The sequence below is a fragment of the Streptomyces fumanus genome (assembly GCF_014655295.1).
GTDB lineage: Bacteria > Actinomycetota > Actinomycetes > Streptomycetales > Streptomycetaceae > Streptomyces > Streptomyces fumanus.
Genome location: NZ_BNBI01000003.1, coordinates 200,318 through 221,920 on the forward strand (window position 1 = coordinate 200,318; position 21,603 = coordinate 221,920).

A 21,603-nucleotide genomic window follows, 5' to 3' on the forward strand; every position below is an offset into this window, starting at 1 on the left:
CGGGTCGGGCCGGTGCGGGCGACGGACCGCGCCACCGCCATGGGACCGTAGGAGAAACTCCCGTCCGTCCGGCCGAAGTGAGACGTGATGACCGTCCCTTTGACTCGCCCCTCGCGCTCCGACGCCCGCGACAACCGGGCCCGCATCCTGGAGGCGGCCCGCACGGTCTTCGGCGAGGAGGGGCTGAGTACGCCCGTGCGCGAGATCGCCCGGCACGCGGGCGTCGGCCCCGCCACGCTGTACCGGCACTTCCCGACCAAGCGGGACCTGATCACGGAGACCTTCGCCGAGCAGCGCCGCGCCTGCCACGCCGTGGTCCGCGACGCCCTCGCGGACCCGGACCCTTGGCGCGGGTTCCGGGGCCTGGTCGAGCGGATCTGCGAACTGCACGCGCGCAGCCGGGGGTTCGCCGACACCTTCATGGCCGCCTACCCGGAGGCCGTCGACTTCGCCGCCGACCGGGAGCGGACGCTGCGCGCGGTGGCCGAGCTGGCCCGCCGGGCCCAGCGGGCGGGCGCGCTGCGGAGCGGTTTCGTCGTCGACGACCTGGTGCTGATGCTGCTGGCCCACCGGGGCGTCCAGGACATTCCGCGTGCCGACCGGCTCGCGGCCTCGCGCCGCTTCGCCGCCTTTGTGATCGAGGCGTTCCGCGCCGCCCCGGGCGCGGAGGCGCCGGCACCGCTGCCGCCGGCTCCCCGGCTGGGTCTCGCGCACCCGCCGGTCGCGCCGTAGGCCCGGCCCGCGTCCGGGAGGGGTCCGCCTGGTGGCCGGTTCCCCGCCCTGTCGCGGGGCGCGTTCTCGTCTTGGTAGAGGACACGACCTGACCTCGACTGCCGCCATGGTGAGGGCATGACCGTCCTCGACCAGCGCGCCCTCAACCGCGCCACCCTCGCCCGTCAGCACCTGCTCACCCGCGCCCGGACCTCCGTACCCGAGGCGGTGGCCCATCTGTGCGGGCTGCAGGCGCAGGAGCCGCAGGAGCCGTTCACCGGGCTGTGGTCCCGGCTGGCCGGCTTCCGGCCCGCGGACCTGGACGACGCCCTGACCGGCCGTACGGTGGTGCGCACCCACCTGATGCGCCGCACCGTGCACCTGGTCACCGCCGACGACGCGCTCGCCTGGCGGGCCCGTCACGACTCCATGCTGCGCGGGCGCGTGCTGGCGACCTACCGGCGGGAACTGGCCGGCCTGGACCTGGACGAGATCGCCGCCGCCGGCCGCGCGGTCATGGCCGACCAGCGGCCCCGCACCATGAGCGAACTCGTCCAGGCCCTCGAGGACCGCTGGCCCGGCCGGCCGCGCCGCGCCCTGGGCGAGCTGCTCGTCGCCGCGCTCGTCCCCATGGCCCAGCTCCCGCCGCGCGGCCTGTGGCAGCGGACCGCCGGGGTACGCAACCTGCCGCTGGCCAGTTGGCTGGGACGGGACATCGCGCCCCTGCCCGCGGCCGGCCGCGATCCCGTCGGGCAGCGGATGCTCCGCCGCTACCTCGCCGCCTTCGGGCCCGCCAGCAGCTCGGACCTGCGGGCCTGGTGCGGTCTCACCGGTCTGCCGGCCGCCGTCGAGGCCGCCCGGGACGACCTGGTCGTGTTCCGTGACGAACGCGGCCGCCGGCTCCTCGACCTGCCCGACGCGCCCCGCCCCGACCCCGACACCCCCGCCCCCGTCCGGTTCCTGCCGGCCTTCGACAACGCGATCCTCGGCTACCACGACCGCGGTCGCGTCATCGACGCCGCCCACCTCCGGCTGTCCGTCGAGGGCCACCGCACCGTCCTGGTCGACGGACGGGTCACCGCCACCTGGACCGTACGGGACCACCGCCTGGAGATCGGTCCGCTGCGCCCGCTCACCGCCCCGGAGCGGGAAGCCGTCCACACCGAGGCCGAGGAGCTGGCCGCCTTCCTCGACGCGGGCATCGAGGACATCCGCCTCCATCCGGACCGGACGCGCGCCGCGTCCTGCGCCGGGCCGTCCGGCGGGCGGGGCCCGAAGGGTGGGAAGATCACGGAAATTGACCCGTCAACGATCAACTCTGTGTGAGGCTTTGCCCATGACTCAACCGCATGACGACGTCCGAGCCAGGCTCCAGACCGACCGGCCGCACTCCGCCCGGGTCTGGAACTACCTGCTGGGCGGCAAGGACAACTACCCCGTGGACAGCGAGGCCGGTGACGTCATCCTCTCGACGTTCCCGGAGTTCGCGGCCGTCGCCCGGCAGCAGCGGCGGTTCCTCGCGCGTGCCGTGCGCTTCCTGGCGGGCGAGGCCGGCGTCCGCCAGTTCCTCGACATCGGCACCGGACTGCCCACCGCCGACAACACGCACGAACTGGCTCAGCGCATCGCCCCGGAGAGCCGCATCGTGTACGTCGACAACGACCCCCTGGTCCTGGTGCACGCCCAGGCGCTGCTCACCAGCAGCCCGGAGGGCGCCTGCGCCTATGTCGACGCCGATGTCCGGGACCCGGAGCGGATCCTGGCCGAGGCGGCGAAGACCCTGGACCTCAGCCGTCCGGTCGCCCTGACGATGCTGGGCATCGTGGGGCAGATCTCCGACGCCGACCGCCCCGCGGAGCTGGTGCGCACCCTGCTGGACGGTCTGCCGGCGGGCAGCTACCTCGCCCTGAGCGACGGCACGAACACCAACGAGGCGCTCAACAGGGCGGTCGAGGCGTACAACGGGCAGTCGGCCAACACCTATCACCTCCGGTCGCCGGAGGAGATCGCCACCTACTTCGCCGGGCTCGACCTGGTGGAGCCGGGGGTCGTGGCCACGGCGACCTGGCGTGCGGAGGACGGCCGGCCCGAGGAGACCGCGGCCGACGTCTCCGTCTGCGGGATCGCCGTCAAGCGCTGAACGCGGGGCCGGGCCGCGCCCGTGACGGCGGGTCAGGGCCGCGGCCGGGCCTTCGCGGGCACGGCCGCGGTGTGGCACAGCAGCAGGCAGACGTCGTCGTCGCGCTCGGAGTCGTGCAGCGTCTGCTTGAGCAGCGACTCGGCCGCGGCGTCCAGGTCCTGCTCCAGCTCCGCCGTGCTCAGCACCCCGAGCGCCCCGGTGAGCAGGCGCGTTCCGGCGTCGACGCCCTGAGCGCGGCGTTCGACCAGCCCGTCGGTGTAGAGCACCAGGGTCGAGCCGGGCGCCAGGTGGACGGTGTGGTCCCGGTACTCGTACGGCACCGGCACGCCCAGCATGACGCCGGGTTTGGTGTCCAGGGTGCGGACCGCTCCGTCGGGGGTGCGCACGACGGCGGGCGGGTGCCCGGCGCTGGCCCAGTGGACCCGCGGGTCGCCGGGGCGGAAGCGGGCGATGACGGCGGTGGCGTACAGGTCGGGCTGCTGGTGGTGGAGCAGCCGGTGCAGGCGGGTGAGGAGCTGGGCGGGGCCCTCGCCGTCGACGGCGTAGGCGCGCAGCGCGGTGCGGAGCCGGCCCATCATGACGGCGGCCCGCAGCCCGTGGCCGGTGACGTCCCCCACGACGGCGAGCAGGCTTCCGTCGGGCTGCGGGAAGACGTCGTACCAGTCGCCGCCGATGTTCAGGCCCCGGGTGGCGGGCAGGTAGCGGGCGGCCAGCAGCAGGCCGGGGGCGGCGGGCAGCTCGGTGAGCTGGGCGCGTTGCAGGGTCTCGGCGGTGTCGCGGTGGTGGGCGTACAGGCGGGCGTTCTCCAGTGCGGTGGCGGCCCGGTGGGCCACCTCGACCAGCATGACCGTCTCGTCGGGGTGGAAGCGGGGGCCGGGCGCGGTGAGGGTGAGCACGCCCAGTGTGCGGCGCCCGACGAGGGGGATGCACAGCAGGGCGCGGCCGGGGGCGAGGGCGGAGGGCGGCTGGTCGTCGACGCCGGGCAGACCGCCGGCGTGGGCGGCGGCGTGCTGGGGCCGGCCGCTGCGGGCGGCGACGACCGCGGCGGCCGGGCGTCCGTCGCGGACCGGGGCGGTGTCGTCGTCGAAGAGCCAGACGTCGATCCGGTGGGCGTAACGGGGGACGAGGAGTTCGGGCAGTTGGCGCAGCACGTCCTCGGGGTTGAGGGAGGCGGTGACGGCGGCGCTGGCGTCGGCCAGGAAGGTGAGCAGGCGCCGCGCGTTCTCGGCCTCGGACCGGGACGCCCGCTCGGCGCGCAGCAGTTCGCGCTGGGCCAGCGCGGCGGCGTCCAGTTCGGCGTGCAGGGCCAGGACGCCCTGGTTGGTCTGGTGGAGTTCCTCGCGGTGGAAGCGGACCAGTGCCTCGGCGTCGGCCAGCTCGGCGAGGATCCGCGCGGTGTCGTCGCCGGTGGCCGACAGGGCCTCGGCGCGCGCCCCGTCGTCCAGGGCGGTGAGCGGCCGGTCCGGCTCGGGGACGGGGAGGGAGCGCCGCCACGGCGGTGTGCCGTCCGCCCCGCTCCGGGCCGGTCGCACGGTGACCTGGAGGTATCCGCCGCCGTCCGCCGTCCGCCCGCGGCGGACCACGGCCCGCCAGGTGCCGCCCTGGTCGAGGCAGTGGCGGAGCCGGGCCGTGAGACCGGCCACGAACCGGGTGCGGTCGAGCAGCGGCGCGCCCGCGTCCGCGGCCAGCCCGGCCACGGCGGTGCGGACCCGGGCGGCGTCCGCGACCGAGGCGACCGTCCAGGTCCCGGCGGCGGTCATGGGCGCCGGTCCGCCGCTCGGGGGGCCAGTACGGCCACGCTGGTGTCGTCGCGCGCGGGGCGGGCGGCGCTGCCGGCGTCCCGCAGGAGGGCCACGGCCACCACGGCCGGGTCGCGGGCGAGGAGTCCGGCGTCGCCCGGCGGGGTCCAGCGGCCGGGCAGCCCGTCGCCGTGCCGGACCGGGACGCTGTTCCGCCCCCACGGGCACTGCTGTACGGGCACGGCGGCCGGCCGGTGTCCGCCGACGAGGCCGGGACGGGACTCCAGCGGCCGCCGGGCGCCGTCGGTGCGGAGCCGGGCGCCGACGGTGCCGACTCCGGCGAAGGCGAGCCGGCCGGTGTCCAGGCCGAGTTGGGCCACGGCGACGGCCGCGCCCCGGGTGGGCCGCGGCGCCGTGTCCAGGTGCCGGAGGAGGCCGGCGGGCGGCATCCGGGCCGCGTGGCGCGGTTCCCGTTCCGCGGCGGTGGAGGCCCGGGCCGCCCGGGAGCCGTGGCCGAGACCGTCGGCGAGCATCAGGGTCGGGCGCGCGCCCGCCCGGACCAGGCTCCAGGCGTCACCGGACTCCTCGGCCCGGGCCAGGGGCACGGTGACGCCGCCGGCGCGCCGGGCGGTCGGCGCCTCCCGGCCGGAGCGGGCCACGGCGACCGTTCCCCGGCCCGGCGTGCCGTGCAGGTCGAAGTCGTCGGCTGTCCGTCGGCGGGTGCCCGGTCCCGCGCCCAAGGAGCCGGTGCTGCAGCCGTGGCGCAGCGCGGCGGGCACGTCCGCGATGCCCGGGCCGTGGTCGGGGGAGGCGCCCCGCAGGCACCCGCCGGGGAGGCCGGAGCCGGTGTCCGCGCGGTGCACGAGGTCTATCACCGTGCGGCCGCCGCCCGTGTGCCGGAGCGGATCGGTGGCCGGTTCGGTGGCGACGAGCGCGGCGTCCGCGGTGCGTTCCGGTGCGCGCCCGGCCCCGGCGCAGGCGGCCTCGGCCGCGACCCGGACGTCCCGCACGCGCGTGGCGCCGAGCACCGGGGTGTCCCGGACCCGGCTCATCAGGGTTCCGCGCGGGGCCGCGGCATGTCGGTGGCCCAGACGACGATGGTGACCGTGGTGCCCTGGCCGGGGCGGGTGTCGACGGTGAGGTCGTGGACCAGGCGCCGGGCCCCGCTCAGGCCCAGGCCGAGGCCGCCGCCGGTGGTGTAGCCGTCGGTCATCGCCTGGTCGAGGTCGCGGATGCCGGGGCCGGTGTCGACGAAGGACAGGCGCAGCCCGTGGGCGCTCCCGTCCTCCAGCGCGGTCACCTCGACATGGCCGCCGCCCCCGTGGATCAGGGTGTTGCGGGCCAGTTCGCTGGCCGCGGTCACCAGTTTGGTCTGCTGTACGAGGCCGAACCCGGACTCGGCGGCCACCCGCCGCACATGCTGGCGTACCCAGGCCAGGTCGGAGTCCGAGCCGATCGGCAGGCAGGCCCGGACGGTGTGGTGGGAGACACGCATCACGCGCCCCCCTGACGCGCGCGCGGACCGGAGGGGGTCCGGCCGAGGAGGGCCAGGGCCTGTCCGACGTCCAGGACCGTGGTCAGTTCCGGCAGGGTGAGGCCGAGTTCGACCAGGGTGACGGCCACGGCGGGCCGCATCCCGGCGAGGACGGTCCGGGCCGCCAGCAGTCGGGCGGTGGAGGCGATCTCGGCCAGGACGCGGGCCAGGAACGAGTCGACGACCTCCACCCCGGAGATGTCGATGACCACGCCGGCCACGGGCTCGCGCGCGACGCGTTCGGCGATGTCGTGCTGGAGCCGCTCGGCCGCGCTGTCGTGCAGGTCGCCCTGGAGGGTGACCAGGAGGACGTCCCCCAGGGCCAGGACCGGCACCGGGGGCGGAGGGGGTTCCGCGAGGGGTGGGTTCACCGCGGGACCGCACCGACCGGCGCCCCGGCGGAGACCGCGATGCCCTGCTGCCGCAGGACGTGGGCCAGGGCGTCGGCGAGGCTGTTGCGGGTGGGGATCGTGCCCAGGTCGATGCCGAGGTGGACGATGGTCTGCGCGATGGCGGGCCGGATACCGGAGACGATGCATTCCGCGCCCATCAGCCGGGCCGCCGCCACGGTCTTCATCAGGTGCTGGGCGACGAGCGAGTCCACGGTGGGTACGCCGGTGATGTCCAGGATGGCGTACCGGGCCTGCTGGGTGACGATCGCGTCCAGCAGGTTCTCCATCACGACCTGGCTGCGGGCGCTGTCCAGGGTGCCGATCAGCGGCACGGCGACGATGCCGTGCCACAGGTTGATCACGGGGGTGGCCACTTCCAGCAGTTGCTGGCGCTGGCGCTCGATGAGCTGCTCCCCCTCGCCGAGGGCCGTCTCCATCACCACCAGGCGCAGGGTGCCCATGAGTACGGTGAGGGCGAGTACGCACTCGTGCGCCTGTTCACTGGAGGGGTCCTCGAACTCGCCGCGCAGCAGGGCGGTGGCGGGTCCGCGCAGGGCGGCCACCTCGTCGGCGACCCGGGCGGGGCCGGCTCCGGCGCGGGAGCGGGAGCCGGCCATGCGGCCCAGTTGGTCCCGGACCGGGCCGAAGCCGGGTGCCGCGACGTTCTCCAGGGCTCCGTGGGCGGCCACCGCCGACAGGGCGTCCAGCACCGCCTTGCACGCTTCCACGGCCTCGTCCCGGGAGACGGTGAACACCGTACGGAACAGTTCGGCGTCGGCCCAGCGCTGGGCGATCTGCTCCTGCCTGCGCCGGAGGAACTCACCGACCCATCGCGCCGCCGACTCCGGGACCGTGTCCTGCTCCGGCACTTGCATCGTCTCCCTTGGTCGGGGGGGGGCCGGGTCGGCCCGTCGAGGGCGGCAGGCGGTCACCCGATCATTGCCGCATGACAAACATTAGCCCCGGGGGCGCGGCGCAAACAACGGATGATCGCCAGGGGCCACGAAACCCACACGATCCGGCACCGTCACCGCCCGTGCCAGTCCAGGCACAGCACCAGGGCGTCGTCGTCCGGGACGGAACGGCCCCGGTGGCCGGTGAGTTCGCGCAGGACGGCCCTCGGGACCTCGGCCGCCGGCAGCAGCCGCGTGGCCGCGATCGCCCGGGTCAGGGCCGCCTCCCCGTAGGTCTCCCCGCCCGGGGAGGCGACGGCGTACACCCCGTCGCTGACGAAGACGAGACGGTCGCCGGGCTCGACCTGGAACTCCTGTGCGACGTAGTCGGTCTCCTCGAACATGCCGAGCGGGAGCTGGGCGTCGAAGCGGATGCGCTCCACGGTGCCGCCGCGCAGCCGCAGCAACTGGGGGGAGCCGGCGTCCACCACCCAGGCCCGCCCGGTGGCCAGTTCGAAGTCGAACATCAGCACCGACAGGTAGCAGCGTCCCCGGTAGTGGGCGTAGACCGCCTGGTCGGCCAGGGCGGCCTGGTCGGCGATGGGGATTCCGGCGCGGCGGGCGTTGCGCAGGGCGTTGATCGCCAGGTTGGTCAGCAGGGACGCCTCTATGCCCTCGCCCATGCCGTTGGTGACGTAGAGCATGAGGTGGTCGGCCGTCGCGGACCAGTCGAAGTTGTCGCCGAAGATCGCGTAAGCGGGCTCCAGTTGCGCGGCCAGTTCGTACTCGGGGCGGACGCAGGAGCGGCCGGGCAGGAGCTGCCACTGCATCTCCGCGGCCAGGGTCAGCCGGTCCCGGCGGCGGGCCTGGAGGTACAGGTCGGTGTCCCGTTCGGCCACGACCACCTCGTGGGCGAGGATCTCGGCGATCTCCGCGAGTTCGCCCAGGCAGGCGTCGGCGTGCTCGCCGTCGTCGAGGGTCACCGACAGCACGCCGAGCCGGTCGCCGCGCACCGTGACGGGCAGATGGAGGCGGACCATGCCGTCCGGGGCGCGCTCCGTGAAGGGCCGCTGGGCGCCGAACGCCCGTCCGGCCGGGCTGTTGTGCACCGACACCGGTTCCAGGGTGTGCGGCAGCACCGACACCGGCTGCAGCACGGTCAGGCCGTAGTCGGCCATGAACAGCTCGACGGACTTGGCCGCGTACTGCTCGGCCAGCACGCGGCGGACGGCGTCGAGCAACTCGTGGGGTGCCGCTGTGCGGAGGGCCCGCTCAACGGCCACAAATCTGTTCACAATGGGTGACACACCGTCCTTTCGCTGGGTGGGCGCGAGCCCCGTCCGGGCGGCGGAAACGCCCCGGATCGGCCACGGCGGTATGGCCAGTCATCTTTTATCCGCCCGCGCGGCTAGTACGCTGACAGCCGTCCTGATTCCTGCGAGAGTATGACTGTGACTGACTTCCGCCCCCGCCCAGAGCCGAACGAGGTCGCGCGCGTGACCTCCACGGCCGCGGAGCTGCTGGAAGTCCTGTGGAGCCGGGCCTCCACGGCGCCCGCTTCCGCTTCGCAGCTTCGCGTGCTGTTCATCCTCGAACACCACGAGGGCATCAACCTGCGCACCCTCGCCGACGCCCTCGCCTCGACACCGCCCTCGACCAGCCGGCTGTGCGACCGGTTGCAGGCCGCCGGGTTCATCGAGCGCGAGGGGAGCCCGTCCGACCGGCGCGAGGTGCGGCTGCACCTCAGCAGCCGGGGCCGCGCCTTCCTCGCCGATCTGCGCGGACGCCGGGAGCGGGCGCTGCAGACGGTCCTCGACCAGATGCCCGCGGCCCGGCGGACGGCGCTGCTGCAGGGACTGGAGGCGTTCTGCGCCACGGCGGCGGCGCAGATATACGACGCGGCGGAGGACTCGGACAGCCGGACCGCCTGAGCGGCACGGCGCCGCGTCCGGCCGCTCGCCGTTCGCGGGGGCCGGTGCCCGGCGCGCGGAACGGCCTGAGCCCACCGGCACATTCCAGATCCTTCCCCCGGTCGCACACGTCCGACATCGTACTTTGTTGCCTGACGACTATCGTTGTCAAATGGCAACTTTCCCGCTCCCGGTCCGCCCCCGCCGGTGCGCGCCGAGGACGGCTCGGTCTCGTCGGCGGGCATGACCGAGGGAGGGTGCCGGTCGCCGGACCGGCACCCTCCCCCTCCCCGGCTCCCCCCGGTCGAACGGTCGCCGCGGGCGGGTCCTTCCCCCTGGGACCGGCCCGCGGCGACACCACCGAGCCTGGCCCATGGGATCTTGTCCGGCAACGGCCTGCCCCGTCCGGGACAGCGGCCGGGCTGTCCGGGCTGGTCCGGGGGTCGTCCGGAACGGCCGAGGCGGCGCGTCCGACGTGGCCGGGACGGGCATTGCCGGGTGTGAAACGGGTGACGACAATGACGTAATGGCGATCATGGATGGCGCAGAGCCCGGTGCGGCGCGGACTCCGGCCGACTACGTCGCACTGCTGCGGCGGCTCAAGGAGCACAGCGGCCTGACCTACCGGCAGTTGGAGGAACGGGCCGCCGAACGCGGGGACGTGCTCGCGCGCAGCACCCTGGCGGACGTCCTGCGCCGGGAGGCGCTGCCCCGCGCCGAGCTCGTCGCGGCACTGGTCCGGGCCTGCGGCGACGAGCAGCACCTCGACGCGTGGCTCGCCGCCCGGGAACGGCTCGCCGAACGGGAACGCCTCGCGGGGACGGACCGGCCGGAGGCCGACCAGGAGGCCGATCGCCGCCCGGAGGACGACCGCGCCCCGGGACCGGACCGCCCCGCGCGGGCCGGGGCCGGTGACGGCCGTTCGCGTACCGTCTCGCTCATCGCGCTGGCCTCGCTCGGTACGGTCCTGCTGCTGGCGCTGACGGTGATCCTGCTGCCGCGCGACGACGAGCCGGACCGCTCCGGCGGCGGCGACGCGGACGCCTCCATCGGAGCGGCCGTCACCCCCGTGGCCGCCGGACCGGAGCCCGGCTGGTCCCGGATACGTCCGCTGCGGGCGCCGACGCTGTGCCTGACCGACGGTGAGGCCCGGGTGAAGGGCGAGTCCAAGGTGGTCGCGGTGCAGCGGCCTTGCGCGGAGGCGGTGCCGCCGCGCACGTACCTCCAGCGGGAGTCCGACGGCCTGTACGTCATCAAGTGGGAGAACCCGAAGGAGGGCACCGGCTGTCTCACCGTCCTGGACGAGGGACCGTTCCGGGGCATGCTCGAACCGTGGAACTGGGTCCAGTGCCAGGACGGCAGCGGTGCCCAGCGGTTCCTCATCGAACGCGCCCCCGGCGGCGCGCGGGACCACTGGCGGATCCGCTCGACCCAGGACCCGGACCGCCCGTGCGTCACCCTCCGCACGGCCACCGGGGAGGCCGGCGAACCGGGCGCGCCGGCCGTCACCCGGCGGTGCGCGACGCGGGACGCCGACGATCAGGTGTTCGTCATCGGACCGGAGTGACGCCCCGGTTCCCCTGCGGTACGTCTGCCGGGTCGAGTCGTGCGCGAGGGCTGCCGTCGGGCGCCCGGGGCCGCCACACTGTGGGGTGCGGTTCTGCACGACTCAGCGACGGGGAACGCATGCGCGACGACGACGTTGACGACGACGTTTCGACGGGAGGCCGCGCCGGGGACGGCACGGTGGAGGTGCTGCTGGTCGTCGTCCCCGACCCGGAACTGGACGCGGAGGCCGCCGAGCGCCCGGTGCGGCGGTTGCGGTCCGAGATCGCCGCCCTCGACGTGGACGCGGTCCGCCCGGTCCCCGCCGGCCCGGTGCCGGACGGTGCGAAGGGCGCCGACCCGGTGACGGTGGGGGCGGTCGTCGTGGCGCTGAGCGCGTCCGGCGGGGTCTTCACCGCCCTGATCGACACCGTACGGGACTGGCTCGCCCGGTCCGCCGCCCGGCACCGCGTCTCGCTGACCATCGACGGCGACACCATCGAGCTGGAGCACGCCTCCGGCACCGAGCGGCGGGACCTGATCGACGCGTACATCCGCCGGCACTCGGGCGGCTAGCGATGGGACGCCGGCTCGCCCTGCTGATCGCCACGTACCGCTACCAGGACGCCGGGCTGCGGCAGTTGACCGCGCCCGCGCACGACGCGGAGGCGCTCGCCGCCGTGCTGAAGGACCCCGACATCGCGGGGTTCGAGGTCACCACGCTGATCAACGAGCCGCAGCACCGGGTCGGTGAGGCCATCGGCGACTTCTACCGCGACCGGCGCCGCGACGACCTGACCCTGCTGTACTTCACCGGCCACGGACTGAAGGACGACGACGGGCAGTTGTATCTGGCGATGACCGACACCCGCCGGGACAGCCTGCTGTTCACCGGGCTGTCGGCCGAGCGGATCGACCGGGCCATGTCCGGTTCGATGTCCCGGCAGCAGGTACTGATCCTCGACTGCTGCTACAGCGGGGCGTTCCCCGCCGGACGGATCGCCAAGGCCGACACCGCCGTGCACACGCTGGAGCGCTTCCAGGGCCGCGGCCGTACGGTGCTGACCGCCTCGGACGCCACCCAGTACTCCTTCGAGGGCGACCGCGTGCACGGCGAGGCCGCCCGGTCGGTGTTCACCCGCCATCTGGTGGCGGGCCTGCGCGACGGCAGCGCGGACCTCGACGGCGACGGCGACATCACCGTCGACGAGCTCTACCGCTACACGCACGAACGCGTCGTCCAGGAGATGCCGCGGCAGCGGCCCAAGAAACAGGACGACGTCGAGGGCCGCACCGTCATCGCCCGGAACGTCAACTGGACGCTGCCCGCCTACCTGCGCCACGCGATCCGCAGCCCGATCGCCGGTGACCGGCTGGCGGCCCTGGACGGACTCGGCCATCTGCACCGGATCGGCAACGACACCGTGCGCCGGCGGGTCCTGGAGGAGCTGCGGCGGCTCGCCGACGACGACAGCCGGCTCGTCTCGGCGGCGGCGACCGCGCGGCTGCGGTCGGTGCGGTCCGGGGAAGCCGGGGGCGAGGAGACCCGGGGCCCCGCGGAGGACGCTTCCGCCGAGGCGCCGCGCCCGGCCCCGCGTGAGGTGCCGGCGCGTGAGGCGCCGGCGCGTGAGGTGTCCCGGCCTCCGGTCGGCGCCCCCGCGCCCCGGGTGCGGCGTGGCGTGCGGCGCCGTACCGTGCTGCTCGGCGGAGTCGCCGCGGCCGTCGCCGCCGCCGTCCCCACCGCGATCGCCCTGTACGGCTCCGGCTCCGACGGGGAGTCCGGTGGGTCCGGCTCGTCCTCGGCGCCCGCGCCCGACCCGGTCACCTCGGTGCTGTTCAGCCCGGACGGCGGGACACTGCTGACGGCCGGTTACCTCGACCCGGTCGTCCAGCTCTGGGACCCCGCCACGGGCCGGCGGACCGGCACCGTCACCTTCGGTGAAGGCCCCACCGGGGTGTACGCGATGGCCCTCGGCCGGGACGGCGAGGTCCTCGCCGAGGGCGACGGGGACAACGCGATCCGGCTCCTCGCCCTGCGCACCCGGCGCGTCGTCCGGACGCTCACCGGCCACACCGAGCACTTCGCCACCGACGGCACCGGCGGCAGCGCGGTCTTCGCGGTGGCGTTCAGCCCGGACGGCAAGACCCTCGCCAGCGGCGGCGTGGACGAGACGGTCCGGTTGTGGGAGAGCGCCACCGGGCGCGCCACCGCCGTGATCACCGCTCACACCGGTGCCGTCCGCTCGGTGGCGTTCAGCCCGGACGGCAGGACGGTCGCCAGCGGCAGCGACGACCGGACCGTGGGCCTGTGGAAGGCGTCCGACGGCCGGTCCGTCACGACGGTCGCCGGTCTCGACGGCGAGGTCAGGTCGGTGGTGTTCAGCCCGGACGGCAAGACCCTGGCCATCGCCCACGGCGGGCCGCCGACCCTGTGGGACGTGGCCACCGAGCGCGGCACCTCCCTCGGGAGCCTCCGCGACGGAGCCGAAGCGGTGGCCTTCAGCCCGGACGGCGAGACCCTGGCCGTCGGCACCTACGGCGGCGCGGTCGTCCTGTCGGAGGTGGCCACCACCCGTACCCGGGCCACGCTCGAAGGCCACACCGGGGAGATCGCCGACCTGGCGTTCAGCCCGGACGGGACCACCCTGGCCAGCGCCGGCTACGACGGGACCGCCCGGCTGTGGGACCTCACGACCCGGCGCACCGCCTTCACGCTCACCCCGCCCACGCCCACCCCCTCCTGACGCGGCGGTCCGGCGGCCGGCCGGGTGCCCGCACGCCCCGCGCGGGCGCCTATCGTTGCCGCCATGACATCCGCAGCCACCGCCACCACCCCCGACACCGCCGGTACCGCCCTGGTCACCGGGGCCTCCCGGGGCCTCGGGGCCGTGATCGCCCGGCGTCTCGCCGCCGAGGGACATCCGGTCGCCGTCAGCTACCGGTCCGGGGCCGAGGCGGCCCGAGAAGTGGTGGCGGACATACGTGCCGCGGGCGGCACCGCGGAGGCGTTCGCCGCCGACGTGACGGACGAGACCGCCGTCACCGGCCTGGTCGCGGACGTGACCGCCCGCCTCGGCCCGGTCACCACCCTCGTCGTCAACGCCACCGGCCCGCAGCCCGAGTCCGACCCGACGACGGTGACCTGGGACGACCACCTCGCCCAGCTCACGTTCTTCGTCAAGAGCCCCACCTTGCTGATGCGGGCGGTGCTGCCGGGCATGCGGGAGCGCGGTGGCGGCCGGATCGTCCAGATCGGCTCGGACATAGTGGAACGCTTGCTCCCCGACATGTCGGCGTACGTGGCGGCCAAGGCCGCCCAGCACAGCCTGACCGAGTGCTGGGCGCGCACCCTCGGCCCGTACGGCGTCACGGTGAACACCGTCGCGCCGGGCTGGATCCCGGTCGAACGGCACGCCTCGGCGACCCCCGAGTCACTGGCCTCCTACGCCGCCGACGTACCGCTGGGGCGCATCGGCCGGCCCGAGGACGTCGCCGCCGCCGTCGCGTTCCTCGTCTCGCCGGAGGCCGCCTTCGTCACGGGCGAGCGGATCAAGGTCAACGGCGGCCATACGCTGGGCTAGTCGGCGGGCGGCCGTCGTCCGGGCCCGGGCGACGGCCGTATATCGCGGGCGTATGCGAAACGGCATACGGTGTCGCAACCGGCCGCCGTCTGCAATGGGCGCATGAACCGCGACGTTTCCCCGCCGGCACCGTCCCGCCCCACGGGCGGAACCGTGCTCCCCGTCCTGATGGTCCTCGCACTGGCGGCGGCCGCCTTCGTGCTGCGGCGGCCGCTGCTGATGTCCGCCCCGGCGTGCGTGTCGGGGCGGTGGCACGGCTGCCTCGACACGTTCAACGGCGTGCTGTTCGTCATGCTGGTCACGCTGCCGCCGGCCGCGCTGGTGGCGTGGGCCCTCGCGCGCCGGCGGCGGGCGGCCGGGGTCGCGTCGGCGTGGCCGCTGTCGCTGGCCGACGTGGGCCTGGTGCACGGGACGGTGCCGTTCCTGTGGCTGACCCTGATGCCGGGCGCCGAACCGGGGGCCGCCCCGGCCCAGGTGAGCCTGGTGCCGCTGCGGGACCTGGTCACCATGGGTCCGCTCGGCATCGCCGGCAACCTGCTGGTCTTCGCGGCACTGGGGTGCTTCGCCCCGGTGCGGTGGGCGGCGCTGGCGTCCGTGCCGCGGGTGCTGGCGCTCGGCGCGGGCTGCTCGGTGCTGGTGGAGACCGCGCAGTACGTGCTGCGGCTGGACCGGGTGTCCTCCGTGGACGACGTGCTGGTCAACGCCGCCGGTGCGGTGCTGGCCGGGCTGGCCTCGCGCCGCTGGTGGCGCCCCCGGGCGGCGGCGCCGTCGGACCGCCGGCCGAGCCCCGCGCCGGCGGCGGCCCGCTGAGCCGCGTACCCGGGGAGCGGGAGGCCGGGCGGGCGGCATCGCATACGACGGCGATATGCCGTCCTGCCTAGGCTGCACCCATGCGCGTACTGATCGTGGAGGACGAGCCCTACCTCGCGGAAGCCGTCCGGGACGGACTGCGGCTGGAGGCGATCGCCGCCGACATCGCCGCCGACGGCGACACCGCCCTGGAGCTGCTCGGTGTGCACTCCTACGACCTCGCGGTCCTCGACCGTGACATCCCCGGCCCGTCCGGCGACGAGGTCGCCCGGCACATCGTCGCCTCCGGCAGCGGCATCCCGATCCTGATGCTCACCGCCGCCGACCGGATCGACGACAAGGCGTCCGGGTTCGAGCTGGGCGCCGACGACTACCTCACCAAGCCGTTCGAGCTGCGGGAGCTGGTGCTGCGGCTGCGGGCGCTGGACCGCAGACGCGCCTACGCCCGGCCCCCGGTCCGTGAGATCGCGGGGCTGCGGCTCGACCCGTTCCGCCGGGAGGTGTTCCGCGACGGACGCCATGTGGCGCTCACCCGCAAGCAGTTCGCCGTGCTGGAGGTGCTGGTCGCCGCCGAGGGCGGGGTGGTCAGCGCCGAGGAGCTGCTGGAGCGGGCCTGGGACGAGAACGCCGACCCGCTCACCAACGCCGTCCGCATCACCGTCTCGGCGCTGCGCAAACGGCTCGGCGAGCCCTGGCTCATCGCCACGGTGCCCGGCGTCGGCTACCGCATCGACACCGGCGCCTAGAGTGCGTACGGCACCGATCCGCACGACCCCCGCAGGAGCACCGTGATGAACCTCCGTACCCGCCTGGCCCTGCTGTTGGCGCTGGGCGCACTGCTCAGCGGATGCGGGGCCGCGCCGGATCCGGGCCCCGGCTCCGGTCCGGGCGGGGAGAAGCCGTTCTGGCGGGCCGAGTTCGGCGGGGCGGCGGGCACCCGGCCGCCGGAGAGGTCCTGGAACACCGAGATCGGCAACCGGGACGCCGAGGGCTGGGGCAACAACGAGTTGCAGTACTACACGGACGACCCGGCCAACTCCGCCCTCGACGGCGACGGACACCTGCTGATATCGGCGCGGCCGGCCCCCGCCGGTTCCGAACTGCCCTGCTACACACGGAAGTTCTGCCCTTGGACGTCGGCCCGTCTGACCACCGAGGGAAAGGTCGCGCTCACCCAGGGACGGGTGGAGGTCCGCGCGAAGCTGCCCACCGGCACGGGGCTGCTGCCGGCGATCTGGATGCTGGGCGACAACGGGGTGGAGTGGCCCGGCCAGGGCGAGATCGACATCTGCGAGGTGGTCGGCGGGGAACCGCGCACGGTGTACGGCACCGCGCACGGGCCGACCTACTTCAACGAGCACGGGATCGGCGGTTCCACCACTCTCCCGGCCGACGCCTCACGGGCGTTCCACACCTACGCCGTCGACAAGCGGCCGCACCGCATCACCTGGTCGGTGGACGGCAAGCCGTACTTCACCCTGACCCCGAAGAAGCTGCCCGCCGCCCGCGACTGGGTCTTCGAGGAGGACCTGCACCTGCTGCTCAACGTGGCCGTCGGCGGCGACTGGCCCGGTCCGCCCGACGCCTCCACACCGTCGCCCGCGACGATGACCGTCGACTACGTGCGCTTCTACGGCGAGGGCCAGGCGTGACCGTGCCCCGCGCCGGGTGGGCGTCGCCCGCCCGGTGCGGGCGGCGGGCCGCCGGTGCGCGGGGCTACGGCCACAGCAGGTGGCGCTGCCACTCGGCGGCGGGGTGGGGGCGTTCGTACCGCAGCCGCTGGTGCCGGCGGCCCTTGTCCGCCTGCCAGAACTCGACGTGTGCCGGGACGACGGTGTAGAGCGTCCACTCGGGGCTGACCGCCCCGGGGTCCGACTCGACGCGGGCCAGCGCCTCCCGGAGGACCCGGTCGCGTTCCTCGATGCCCGGCAGGTGGCGGCTCTGGCGGCCCAGCAGCGCCTCGGCGCGGGCCGGGGCGGACCGGGCCAGCAGGTCGGCGGCGCTCTCCTCCGGGGAGGCGGGCTCGACGGTGCCGCGCAGCCGCACCTGGCGGCCCAGCAGGGGCCAGTAGAAGGTGAGGGCCGCGCGGGGGCGGGCGGCGAGCTGGCGGCCCTTGGGGCTGCCGGCGTGCGCGGCGAACTGCCAGCCGCCGCCGTCGACGTTCTTGAGGATGAGGACCCGGGCGTCCGGGCCGCCGTCCTCCCCCACGGTGGACAGCGTCATCGCGTGCGGGTCGGGCACGCCCGCGGCGACCGCCGCCCGCAGCCACTCCAGGAACAGCTCGACCGGGTCGGCGGGAGCGTCCTCGGGGTCGAAGTGCGCCAGCGGGCCCGCGAACACGTCGAGCCCCCGCAGCCACTGCCGTACGTCCTCGACCCGCCCCGCCGCACCCTCGGCCACCGTGCCGCCCCCTCGATCAGTCGTTCGCCTCTGGTGTCTCCCACCTTATCGGCGCCGTCGTCCGGCCGTGGGTGCCGCGGACGGCGGTGCGGTGCCGTGACCGGGGTCGCCCGGGGTGTCGGCGCGTCCGTGTCTTCCCCCGTGCCCCGGCGGGCGGGGAAGCTGTACCGCGTCGGGCCGGCTCGTGTCCGGCCCGGATACGTCCCGCGACCGCCAGAGGAGTCCCCGTGCCCGAGCAGCAGCCGATCCTCGTCCTCGACCCCACCGGCTCCGACCACCACGCCGAGCACGAGGCGTTACGGGCCCGGGGGCCGGCCACCCGGGTGGACATCCTCGGGGTCACCGCCTGGTCGGTGTCCGATCCCCGGCTCCTCAAGCGGCTGCTGACCAGTCCGCAGGTGTCCAAGGACGCGCGGGCCCACTGGCCCGGTTTCGCCGAGGCCGTCTCCCGTTGGCCGCTGGCCCTGTGGGTCGCGGTGGACAACATGTTCACCGCCTACGGCGACGACCACCGCAGGCTGCGCCGGATGGTCGCGCCGGCCTTCGCCTCCCGCCGGATCGGCGCCATGGCACCGGTGGTGGAGGCCATCGTCACCGAACTTCTGGACGGGCTGGCCGCCCTGCCGCCCGGGGAGCCGGTGGACCTGCGCGAGCGGCTCGCCTACCCGCTGCCCATCGCGGTGATCGGCCGGCTCATGGGCGTGCCCGAGAGCCGCCGGGAGGGCTTCCGGGCCATGGTCGACCGGGTGTTCTCCACCACCCTCACCGCCGAGGAGAGCGCCGCGAACACCACGGACCTGTACGCGTCCCTGGACCGGCTGATCGCGGCCAAACGCGCCGAGCCCGGCGACGACATGACCTCCCTGCTGATCGCCGCCCGCGACGACGAGGGCGACGGCGGCGGCTTCACCGACGGCGAACTGCGCGACACCCTGCTGCTGATGATCAGCGCCGGGTACGAGACCACCGTCAACGTCATCGACCAGGCGGTCACCGCGCTGCTGACCGACCCCGAGCAGCTCGGTCACCTCCGCGCCGGCCGCGCGGGCTGGGGCGATGTCGTCGAGGAGACCCTGCGCCACGAACCGTCGGTCAAGCATCTGCCGCTGCGCTACGCCCTGGCCGACATCCCGCTGCCGGACGGGCGGACGATCGCCCGGGGCGAGGCCATCCTCGCGTCGTACGCCGCCGCCAACCGCCACCCCGACTGGCACGGTGGGACCGCCGACCGCTTCGACGTCACCCGCGCCTCCAAGGAGCACCTCGCCTTCGGCCACGGCGTGCACTTCTGCCTCGGTGCCCCGCTGGCCCGGCTGGAGGTGGCCACCGCGCTGCGCATGCTGTTCGACCGCTTCCCCGGCCTCCGGCTCGCCGTACCGGCCGAGGAGCTGCGGCCCCTGCCCACGCTGATCAGCAACGGTCATGTGACGCTCCCCGTCCATCTGGGCCCGGAGGCCGGCTGACCCCTGCCGTCAGGGGGCCAGCAGCACCAGCTTGCCCCGCACATGCCCCGCCTCGCTGACCGCCTGCGCCTCGGCGGCCGCCGCGAGCGGGTACGTCGTCACCGGTATGCGCAGCCGTCCCGCCACGGCGAGGCGGGCGTACCGGGCCAGGTCCTCGCCCGCCCGGTCCGACGCGGCGCCGCCGGCCGACAACCGCACCCCGTGCAACTGGGGCGCGTCGGTGTCGGCGATGGTCAGGACACGGTCCGCCGTACCGCCGCGCAGGGCGATGGACTCCGGCAGCCCGCCGCGTCCGGCCACGTCGAACACCGCGTCGATGCCCTGCGGTGCCGCCTCCCGGACCCGCTCGACCAGGCCGTCCCCGTACGCGACCGGGACGGCGCCCAGGGAGCGGAGGTAGTCGTGGTTGGCCGGGGAGGCGGTGCCCACGACGGTGGCGCCGAGGGCCCCGGCCAACTGCACCGCCGCCGAGCCCACCGCGCCGGAGGCCCCGTGCAGCAGCAGGGTCTCCCCCGCGCGCAGGCCCAGTTCGGCCAGGACCCGTTCCGCGGTCGCCCCGGCGACGGGCAGCGCGGCCGCCTGCGCCCAGTCCAGCTCCGCCGGTTTGGCGGCGAGGTCGCGGACGATGGCGTACTGCGCGTAGGCGCCGGTCCGGGTCCGGCCGAACACCTCGTCGCCGGGCCGGACTTCGGTGACGCCCTCCCCCACCTGGTCGACGACGCCCGCGAACTCGCTGCCCGGGACGGCCGGGAGGGCGGTCGGGAACCGGTCGCGCATCGAGCCGCTGCGGATCCGCCAGTCGATCGGGTTGACCGAGGCCGCGACGATCCGCACCCGCACCTCCCCGGGCCCGGCCTGCGGTTCCGCGACCTCGCGCAGTTCCAGAACCTCCGGGCCGCCGAACCGCTCGTGGACGATCGCCTGCATGGACATGTGCCGGTGCTCCTTGCTCGTTCTGGTCTCCGGACGCCCCTCGTGCGACGGGCGCCGGACTCCAGCCTCGGTTCCCGAGCGGGGCGCGCGGCCCGGTCGTTCGGACGGTTCCGCCCCGCCGAACGGCCGGGTGCCCCCGGGCCCGCCCGTCGTAGGCTCGGGGCATGGCCGCCGCAGACCGCTCCACCGCCGACTCGCCCCTCCTCGGCGCGGTTCCCGCGCTGCTGCTGGTGAGCGAGGTGCTCCGGGCCCCGCTGGGCGACATCCTGAGCCGCCTGTCCGAGGTCCTGGACGCCGTCGTACCGCACCCGGCCGCGGCCGAGCTGGCCACCGACTGCGCGTTCGCGCCGTTCCGGACGGCCGGCCGGGAGGAGGTGGCCGCCCGGATCACCAGCGCCGAGCTGGCGCCGCTGTTCGCCTCCGTCCCCGCCGGCCGGCCCTGGCAGGGCACGGCCGCCGTCGGCGGCACGGAGCGCCCGGTGCTGGCGGTGCTGAGCGACGTCACCCCGCGCAAGGCGCTGCTGGTGCTGGTCCGGGACGACGCGACCGCGCTGCCCGAGGAGACGACCGGGGCCGTGCAGGCGCTGTGGGACCTCGTGACCGCGCACCGCAAGCGGTTCTCCGCCGAGGCGGCGCCGGGACCGCTGGCCCGGTCGCGGGCGATGGCCGGTGAGCGGGCCCGGGTGATCGCGGAGCTGGGCGACGCGCACACCGCCGCGCTGACGGGGCTGCTGTCCGTGCTGCGCGCCCGGGACCTGGACGACGCGGTGGCCCGGGAGCGTGCCATCGACCTCGCGGTGACCGCCCTGGCCGAGCAGCGCGCGGCGGCGGCCCGGGACAGCGCGGCGGCGGAGGAACCGGCCGGGGAGGCGTTCGATCAGCTCGCCGCCACCTTGCGGCCGCTGCTCGGGCACGGCCCGGTACAACTGGAGCTGGCGCCGCCGGAGCCCGGTCAGCGCGACCGCGCGCTGGCGGCGGGGGTGGCGCACGCCGCGCGTGCCGTGGTCCGCGCCACCGTCCTCGCGGTGCTGGAGCAGGACCCGGTCCACCGGGTGCACGTGAGCTGGCGGGTGAGCCCGACCGAGCTGCGGGCGACCGTGCGCGACGACGGCCCCGGCGATCTGACGTCCGCGGCGCTGGCGGCCCGCCGGGTCGGGGAGCGCCTCGACGCGCTGGACGGCCGCCTGGACGTCGACGCGGTCCCGGGCTGGGGGACGACCGTCACCGCGACGATCCCGCTCGCCCCGCCGCCGGTCGCGCTGCCGGACCCGCTCGGTCCGCTCGGCGAGCGGGAGGTGGAGGTGCTGGCGCTGCTGGCGCGCGGCCACCGCAACCGCGCGATCGCCCGGGAGCTGCACATCAGCGAGTCCACGGTGAAGTTCCACGTGGCCAACATCCTGGCCAAGCTGGGCGTGACGACCCGCGGCGAGGCGGCGGCCCGCTTCCACGCGGCGGCCTGAGACCGCCGGCCGCGCGGCCGGAGCACCGGGCTCCGGGCCGCCGCCGGGCGGGGGGGCATCCCCCGATGAGGACGTACGGCCCCCCGCCCGGC

Annotated in this window: 21 protein-coding genes; 13 read left to right on the forward strand and 8 right to left on the reverse strand. The window is 75.4% G+C overall.

Annotation, left to right across the window (positions count from 1 at the left end):
- Positions 1-87: 87 nt before the first annotated feature.
- From IE316_RS08055 to IE316_RS08065, 3 genes are all read left to right on the forward strand, one after another.
- Positions 88-732 (forward strand): TetR/AcrR family transcriptional regulator, encoded by a 645-nt coding sequence (locus IE316_RS08055; protein ID WP_190203458.1) that lies wholly within the window; start codon positions 88-90, stop codon positions 730-732.
- Positions 733-849: 117 nt separating this feature from the next.
- Positions 850-2,037 (forward strand): winged helix DNA-binding domain-containing protein, encoded by a 1,188-nt coding sequence (locus tag IE316_RS08060; protein ID WP_190203459.1) that lies wholly within the window; start codon positions 850-852, stop codon positions 2,035-2,037.
- A gap of 10 nt (positions 2,038-2,047) precedes the next feature.
- Positions 2,048-2,851, forward strand: a complete 804-nt coding sequence (locus tag IE316_RS08065; protein WP_190203460.1) for an SAM-dependent methyltransferase — start codon at positions 2,048-2,050, stop codon at positions 2,849-2,851.
- Positions 2,852-2,883: 32 nt separating this feature from the next.
- Here the strand turns inward: IE316_RS08065 and IE316_RS08070 are convergent, their stop codons facing one another.
- The 6 genes from IE316_RS08070 to IE316_RS08095 all read right to left on the reverse strand — a co-directional run bounded on the left by IE316_RS08070 (position 2,884) and on the right by IE316_RS08095 (position 8,692).
- A complete protein-coding gene (locus IE316_RS08070; RefSeq protein ID WP_190203461.1) occupies positions 2,884-4,611 on the reverse strand; it encodes a PP2C family protein-serine/threonine phosphatase in 1,728 nt (575 codons plus the stop codon).
- Positions 4,608-5,642, reverse strand: a complete 1,035-nt coding sequence (locus IE316_RS08075) for an ATP-binding protein (RefSeq protein WP_190203462.1) — start codon at positions 5,640-5,642, stop codon at positions 4,608-4,610. The genes IE316_RS08070 and IE316_RS08075 overlap by 4 nt, the downstream gene beginning before the upstream one ends.
- Positions 5,642-6,085, reverse strand: coding sequence for an ATP-binding protein (locus tag IE316_RS08080; protein ID WP_190203463.1), 444 nt, complete (start codon positions 6,083-6,085; stop codon positions 5,642-5,644). Before IE316_RS08080 ends, IE316_RS08075 begins: the two co-directional genes overlap by 1 nt.
- Positions 6,085-6,495, reverse strand: a complete 411-nt coding sequence (locus IE316_RS08085) for an STAS domain-containing protein (RefSeq protein ID WP_190203464.1) — start codon at positions 6,493-6,495, stop codon at positions 6,085-6,087. The genes IE316_RS08080 and IE316_RS08085 overlap by 1 nt, the downstream gene beginning before the upstream one ends.
- Positions 6,492-7,391, reverse strand: coding sequence for an STAS domain-containing protein (locus IE316_RS08090; protein ID WP_190203465.1), 900 nt, complete (start codon positions 7,389-7,391; stop codon positions 6,492-6,494). Before IE316_RS08090 ends, IE316_RS08085 begins: the two co-directional genes overlap by 4 nt.
- A 152-nt stretch (positions 7,392-7,543) precedes the next feature.
- Entirely contained in the window at positions 7,544-8,692 is a 1,149-nt protein-coding gene (locus IE316_RS08095) for a PP2C family protein-serine/threonine phosphatase (RefSeq protein WP_229910268.1), read from the reverse strand.
- A 162-nt stretch (positions 8,693-8,854) separates the two neighbouring features.
- On the opposite strand from IE316_RS08095, the gene IE316_RS08100 reads away from it, so the two are divergent.
- The 8 genes from IE316_RS08100 (at position 8,855) to IE316_RS08135 (ending at position 16,907) form a co-directional block, all read left to right on the forward strand.
- Positions 8,855-9,340, forward strand: coding sequence for a MarR family winged helix-turn-helix transcriptional regulator (locus IE316_RS08100; protein ID WP_190203467.1), 486 nt, complete (start codon positions 8,855-8,857; stop codon positions 9,338-9,340).
- Between the two features lie 505 nt (positions 9,341-9,845).
- The gene (locus IE316_RS08105; RefSeq protein WP_190203468.1) at positions 9,846-10,886 is read left to right on the forward strand and encodes a helix-turn-helix domain-containing protein; all 1,041 of its coding nucleotides are present in this window, start codon (positions 9,846-9,848) and stop codon (positions 10,884-10,886) included.
- Between the two features lie 119 nt (positions 10,887-11,005).
- Positions 11,006-11,440: an effector-associated constant component EACC1 gene (locus tag IE316_RS35910; protein ID WP_190203469.1), complete on the forward strand. Its 435-nt coding sequence runs from the start codon at positions 11,006-11,008 to the stop codon at positions 11,438-11,440.
- Positions 11,441-11,442: 2 nt separating this feature from the next.
- Positions 11,443-13,608 (forward strand): caspase, EACC1-associated type, encoded by a 2,166-nt coding sequence (locus IE316_RS08115; RefSeq protein ID WP_190203470.1) that lies wholly within the window; start codon positions 11,443-11,445, stop codon positions 13,606-13,608.
- A gap of 63 nt (positions 13,609-13,671) precedes the next feature.
- Positions 13,672-14,445, forward strand: a complete 774-nt coding sequence (locus IE316_RS08120) for an SDR family NAD(P)-dependent oxidoreductase (protein WP_190203471.1) — start codon at positions 13,672-13,674, stop codon at positions 14,443-14,445.
- 102 nt (positions 14,446-14,547) lie between these two features.
- Positions 14,548-15,255: a VanZ family protein gene (locus tag IE316_RS08125; protein ID WP_190203472.1), complete on the forward strand. Its 708-nt coding sequence runs from the start codon at positions 14,548-14,550 to the stop codon at positions 15,253-15,255.
- A gap of 80 nt (positions 15,256-15,335) precedes the next feature.
- A complete protein-coding gene (locus IE316_RS08130) occupies positions 15,336-16,001 on the forward strand; it encodes a response regulator transcription factor (RefSeq protein ID WP_190203473.1) in 666 nt (221 codons plus the stop codon).
- 45 nt (positions 16,002-16,046) lie between these two features.
- Positions 16,047-16,907, forward strand: coding sequence for a glycoside hydrolase family 16 protein (locus IE316_RS08135; RefSeq protein ID WP_190203474.1), 861 nt, complete (start codon positions 16,047-16,049; stop codon positions 16,905-16,907).
- Between the two features lie 64 nt (positions 16,908-16,971).
- Here the strand turns inward: IE316_RS08135 and IE316_RS08140 are convergent, their stop codons facing one another.
- Positions 16,972-17,655 carry a pyridoxine/pyridoxamine 5'-phosphate oxidase gene (locus tag IE316_RS08140; protein WP_229910269.1) on the reverse strand — a complete coding sequence of 228 codons (684 nt, stop codon included), beginning with the start codon at positions 17,653-17,655 and terminating at the stop codon, positions 16,972-16,974.
- Between the two features lie 227 nt (positions 17,656-17,882).
- On the opposite strand from IE316_RS08140, the gene IE316_RS08145 reads away from it, so the two are divergent.
- On the forward strand, positions 17,883-19,118 hold the full coding sequence (locus IE316_RS08145; RefSeq protein WP_190203475.1) for a cytochrome P450 family protein: 1,236 nt from the start codon (positions 17,883-17,885) through the stop codon (positions 19,116-19,118).
- 9 nt (positions 19,119-19,127) lie between these two features.
- Here the strand turns inward: IE316_RS08145 and IE316_RS08150 are convergent, their stop codons facing one another.
- Complete coding sequence (locus IE316_RS08150) at positions 19,128-20,045, reverse strand: NADP-dependent oxidoreductase (protein WP_190203742.1); 918 nt, start codon at positions 20,043-20,045, stop codon at positions 19,128-19,130.
- A gap of 170 nt (positions 20,046-20,215) precedes the next feature.
- On the opposite strand from IE316_RS08150, the gene IE316_RS08155 reads away from it, so the two are divergent.
- Entirely contained in the window at positions 20,216-21,511 is a 1,296-nt protein-coding gene (locus IE316_RS08155) for a helix-turn-helix transcriptional regulator (protein ID WP_190203476.1), read from the forward strand.
- The last annotated feature ends 92 nt before the right edge of the window (positions 21,512-21,603 follow it).

Excerpts from the sequence above, each read along its gene's own strand:
- IE316_RS08055 (WP_190203458.1), top strand. The coding sequence starts at position 88 with ATGACCGTCCCTTTGACTCGCCCCTCGCGCTCCGACGCCCGCGACAAC.
- IE316_RS08060 (WP_190203459.1), top strand. The coding sequence starts at position 850 with ATGACCGTCCTCGACCAGCGCGCCCTCAACCGCGCCACCCTCGCCCGT.
- IE316_RS08065 (WP_190203460.1), top strand. The coding sequence starts at position 2,048 with ATGACTCAACCGCATGACGACGTCCGAGCCAGGCTCCAGACCGACCGG.
- IE316_RS08070 (WP_190203461.1), bottom strand. The coding sequence starts at position 4,611 with ATGACCGCCGCCGGGACCTGGACGGTCGCCTCGGTCGCGGACGCCGCC.
- IE316_RS08075 (WP_190203462.1), bottom strand. The coding sequence starts at position 5,642 with ATGAGCCGGGTCCGGGACACCCCGGTGCTCGGCGCCACGCGCGTGCGG.
- IE316_RS08080 (WP_190203463.1), bottom strand. The coding sequence starts at position 6,085 with ATGCGTGTCTCCCACCACACCGTCCGGGCCTGCCTGCCGATCGGCTCG.
- IE316_RS08090 (WP_190203465.1), bottom strand. The coding sequence starts at position 7,391 with ATGCAAGTGCCGGAGCAGGACACGGTCCCGGAGTCGGCGGCGCGATGG.
- IE316_RS08100 (WP_190203467.1), top strand. The coding sequence starts at position 8,855 with ATGACTGTGACTGACTTCCGCCCCCGCCCAGAGCCGAACGAGGTCGCG.
- IE316_RS08105 (WP_190203468.1), top strand. The coding sequence starts at position 9,846 with ATGGCGATCATGGATGGCGCAGAGCCCGGTGCGGCGCGGACTCCGGCC.
- IE316_RS35910 (WP_190203469.1), top strand. The coding sequence starts at position 11,006 with ATGCGCGACGACGACGTTGACGACGACGTTTCGACGGGAGGCCGCGCC.
- IE316_RS08115 (WP_190203470.1), top strand. The coding sequence starts at position 11,443 with ATGGGACGCCGGCTCGCCCTGCTGATCGCCACGTACCGCTACCAGGAC.
- IE316_RS08120 (WP_190203471.1), top strand. The coding sequence starts at position 13,672 with ATGACATCCGCAGCCACCGCCACCACCCCCGACACCGCCGGTACCGCC.
- IE316_RS08125 (WP_190203472.1), top strand. The coding sequence starts at position 14,548 with ATGAACCGCGACGTTTCCCCGCCGGCACCGTCCCGCCCCACGGGCGGA.
- IE316_RS08130 (WP_190203473.1), top strand. The coding sequence starts at position 15,336 with ATGCGCGTACTGATCGTGGAGGACGAGCCCTACCTCGCGGAAGCCGTC.
- IE316_RS08135 (WP_190203474.1), top strand. The coding sequence starts at position 16,047 with ATGAACCTCCGTACCCGCCTGGCCCTGCTGTTGGCGCTGGGCGCACTG.
- IE316_RS08150 (WP_190203742.1), bottom strand. The coding sequence starts at position 20,045 with ATGCAGGCGATCGTCCACGAGCGGTTCGGCGGCCCGGAGGTTCTGGAA.
- IE316_RS08155 (WP_190203476.1), top strand. The coding sequence starts at position 20,216 with ATGGCCGCCGCAGACCGCTCCACCGCCGACTCGCCCCTCCTCGGCGCG.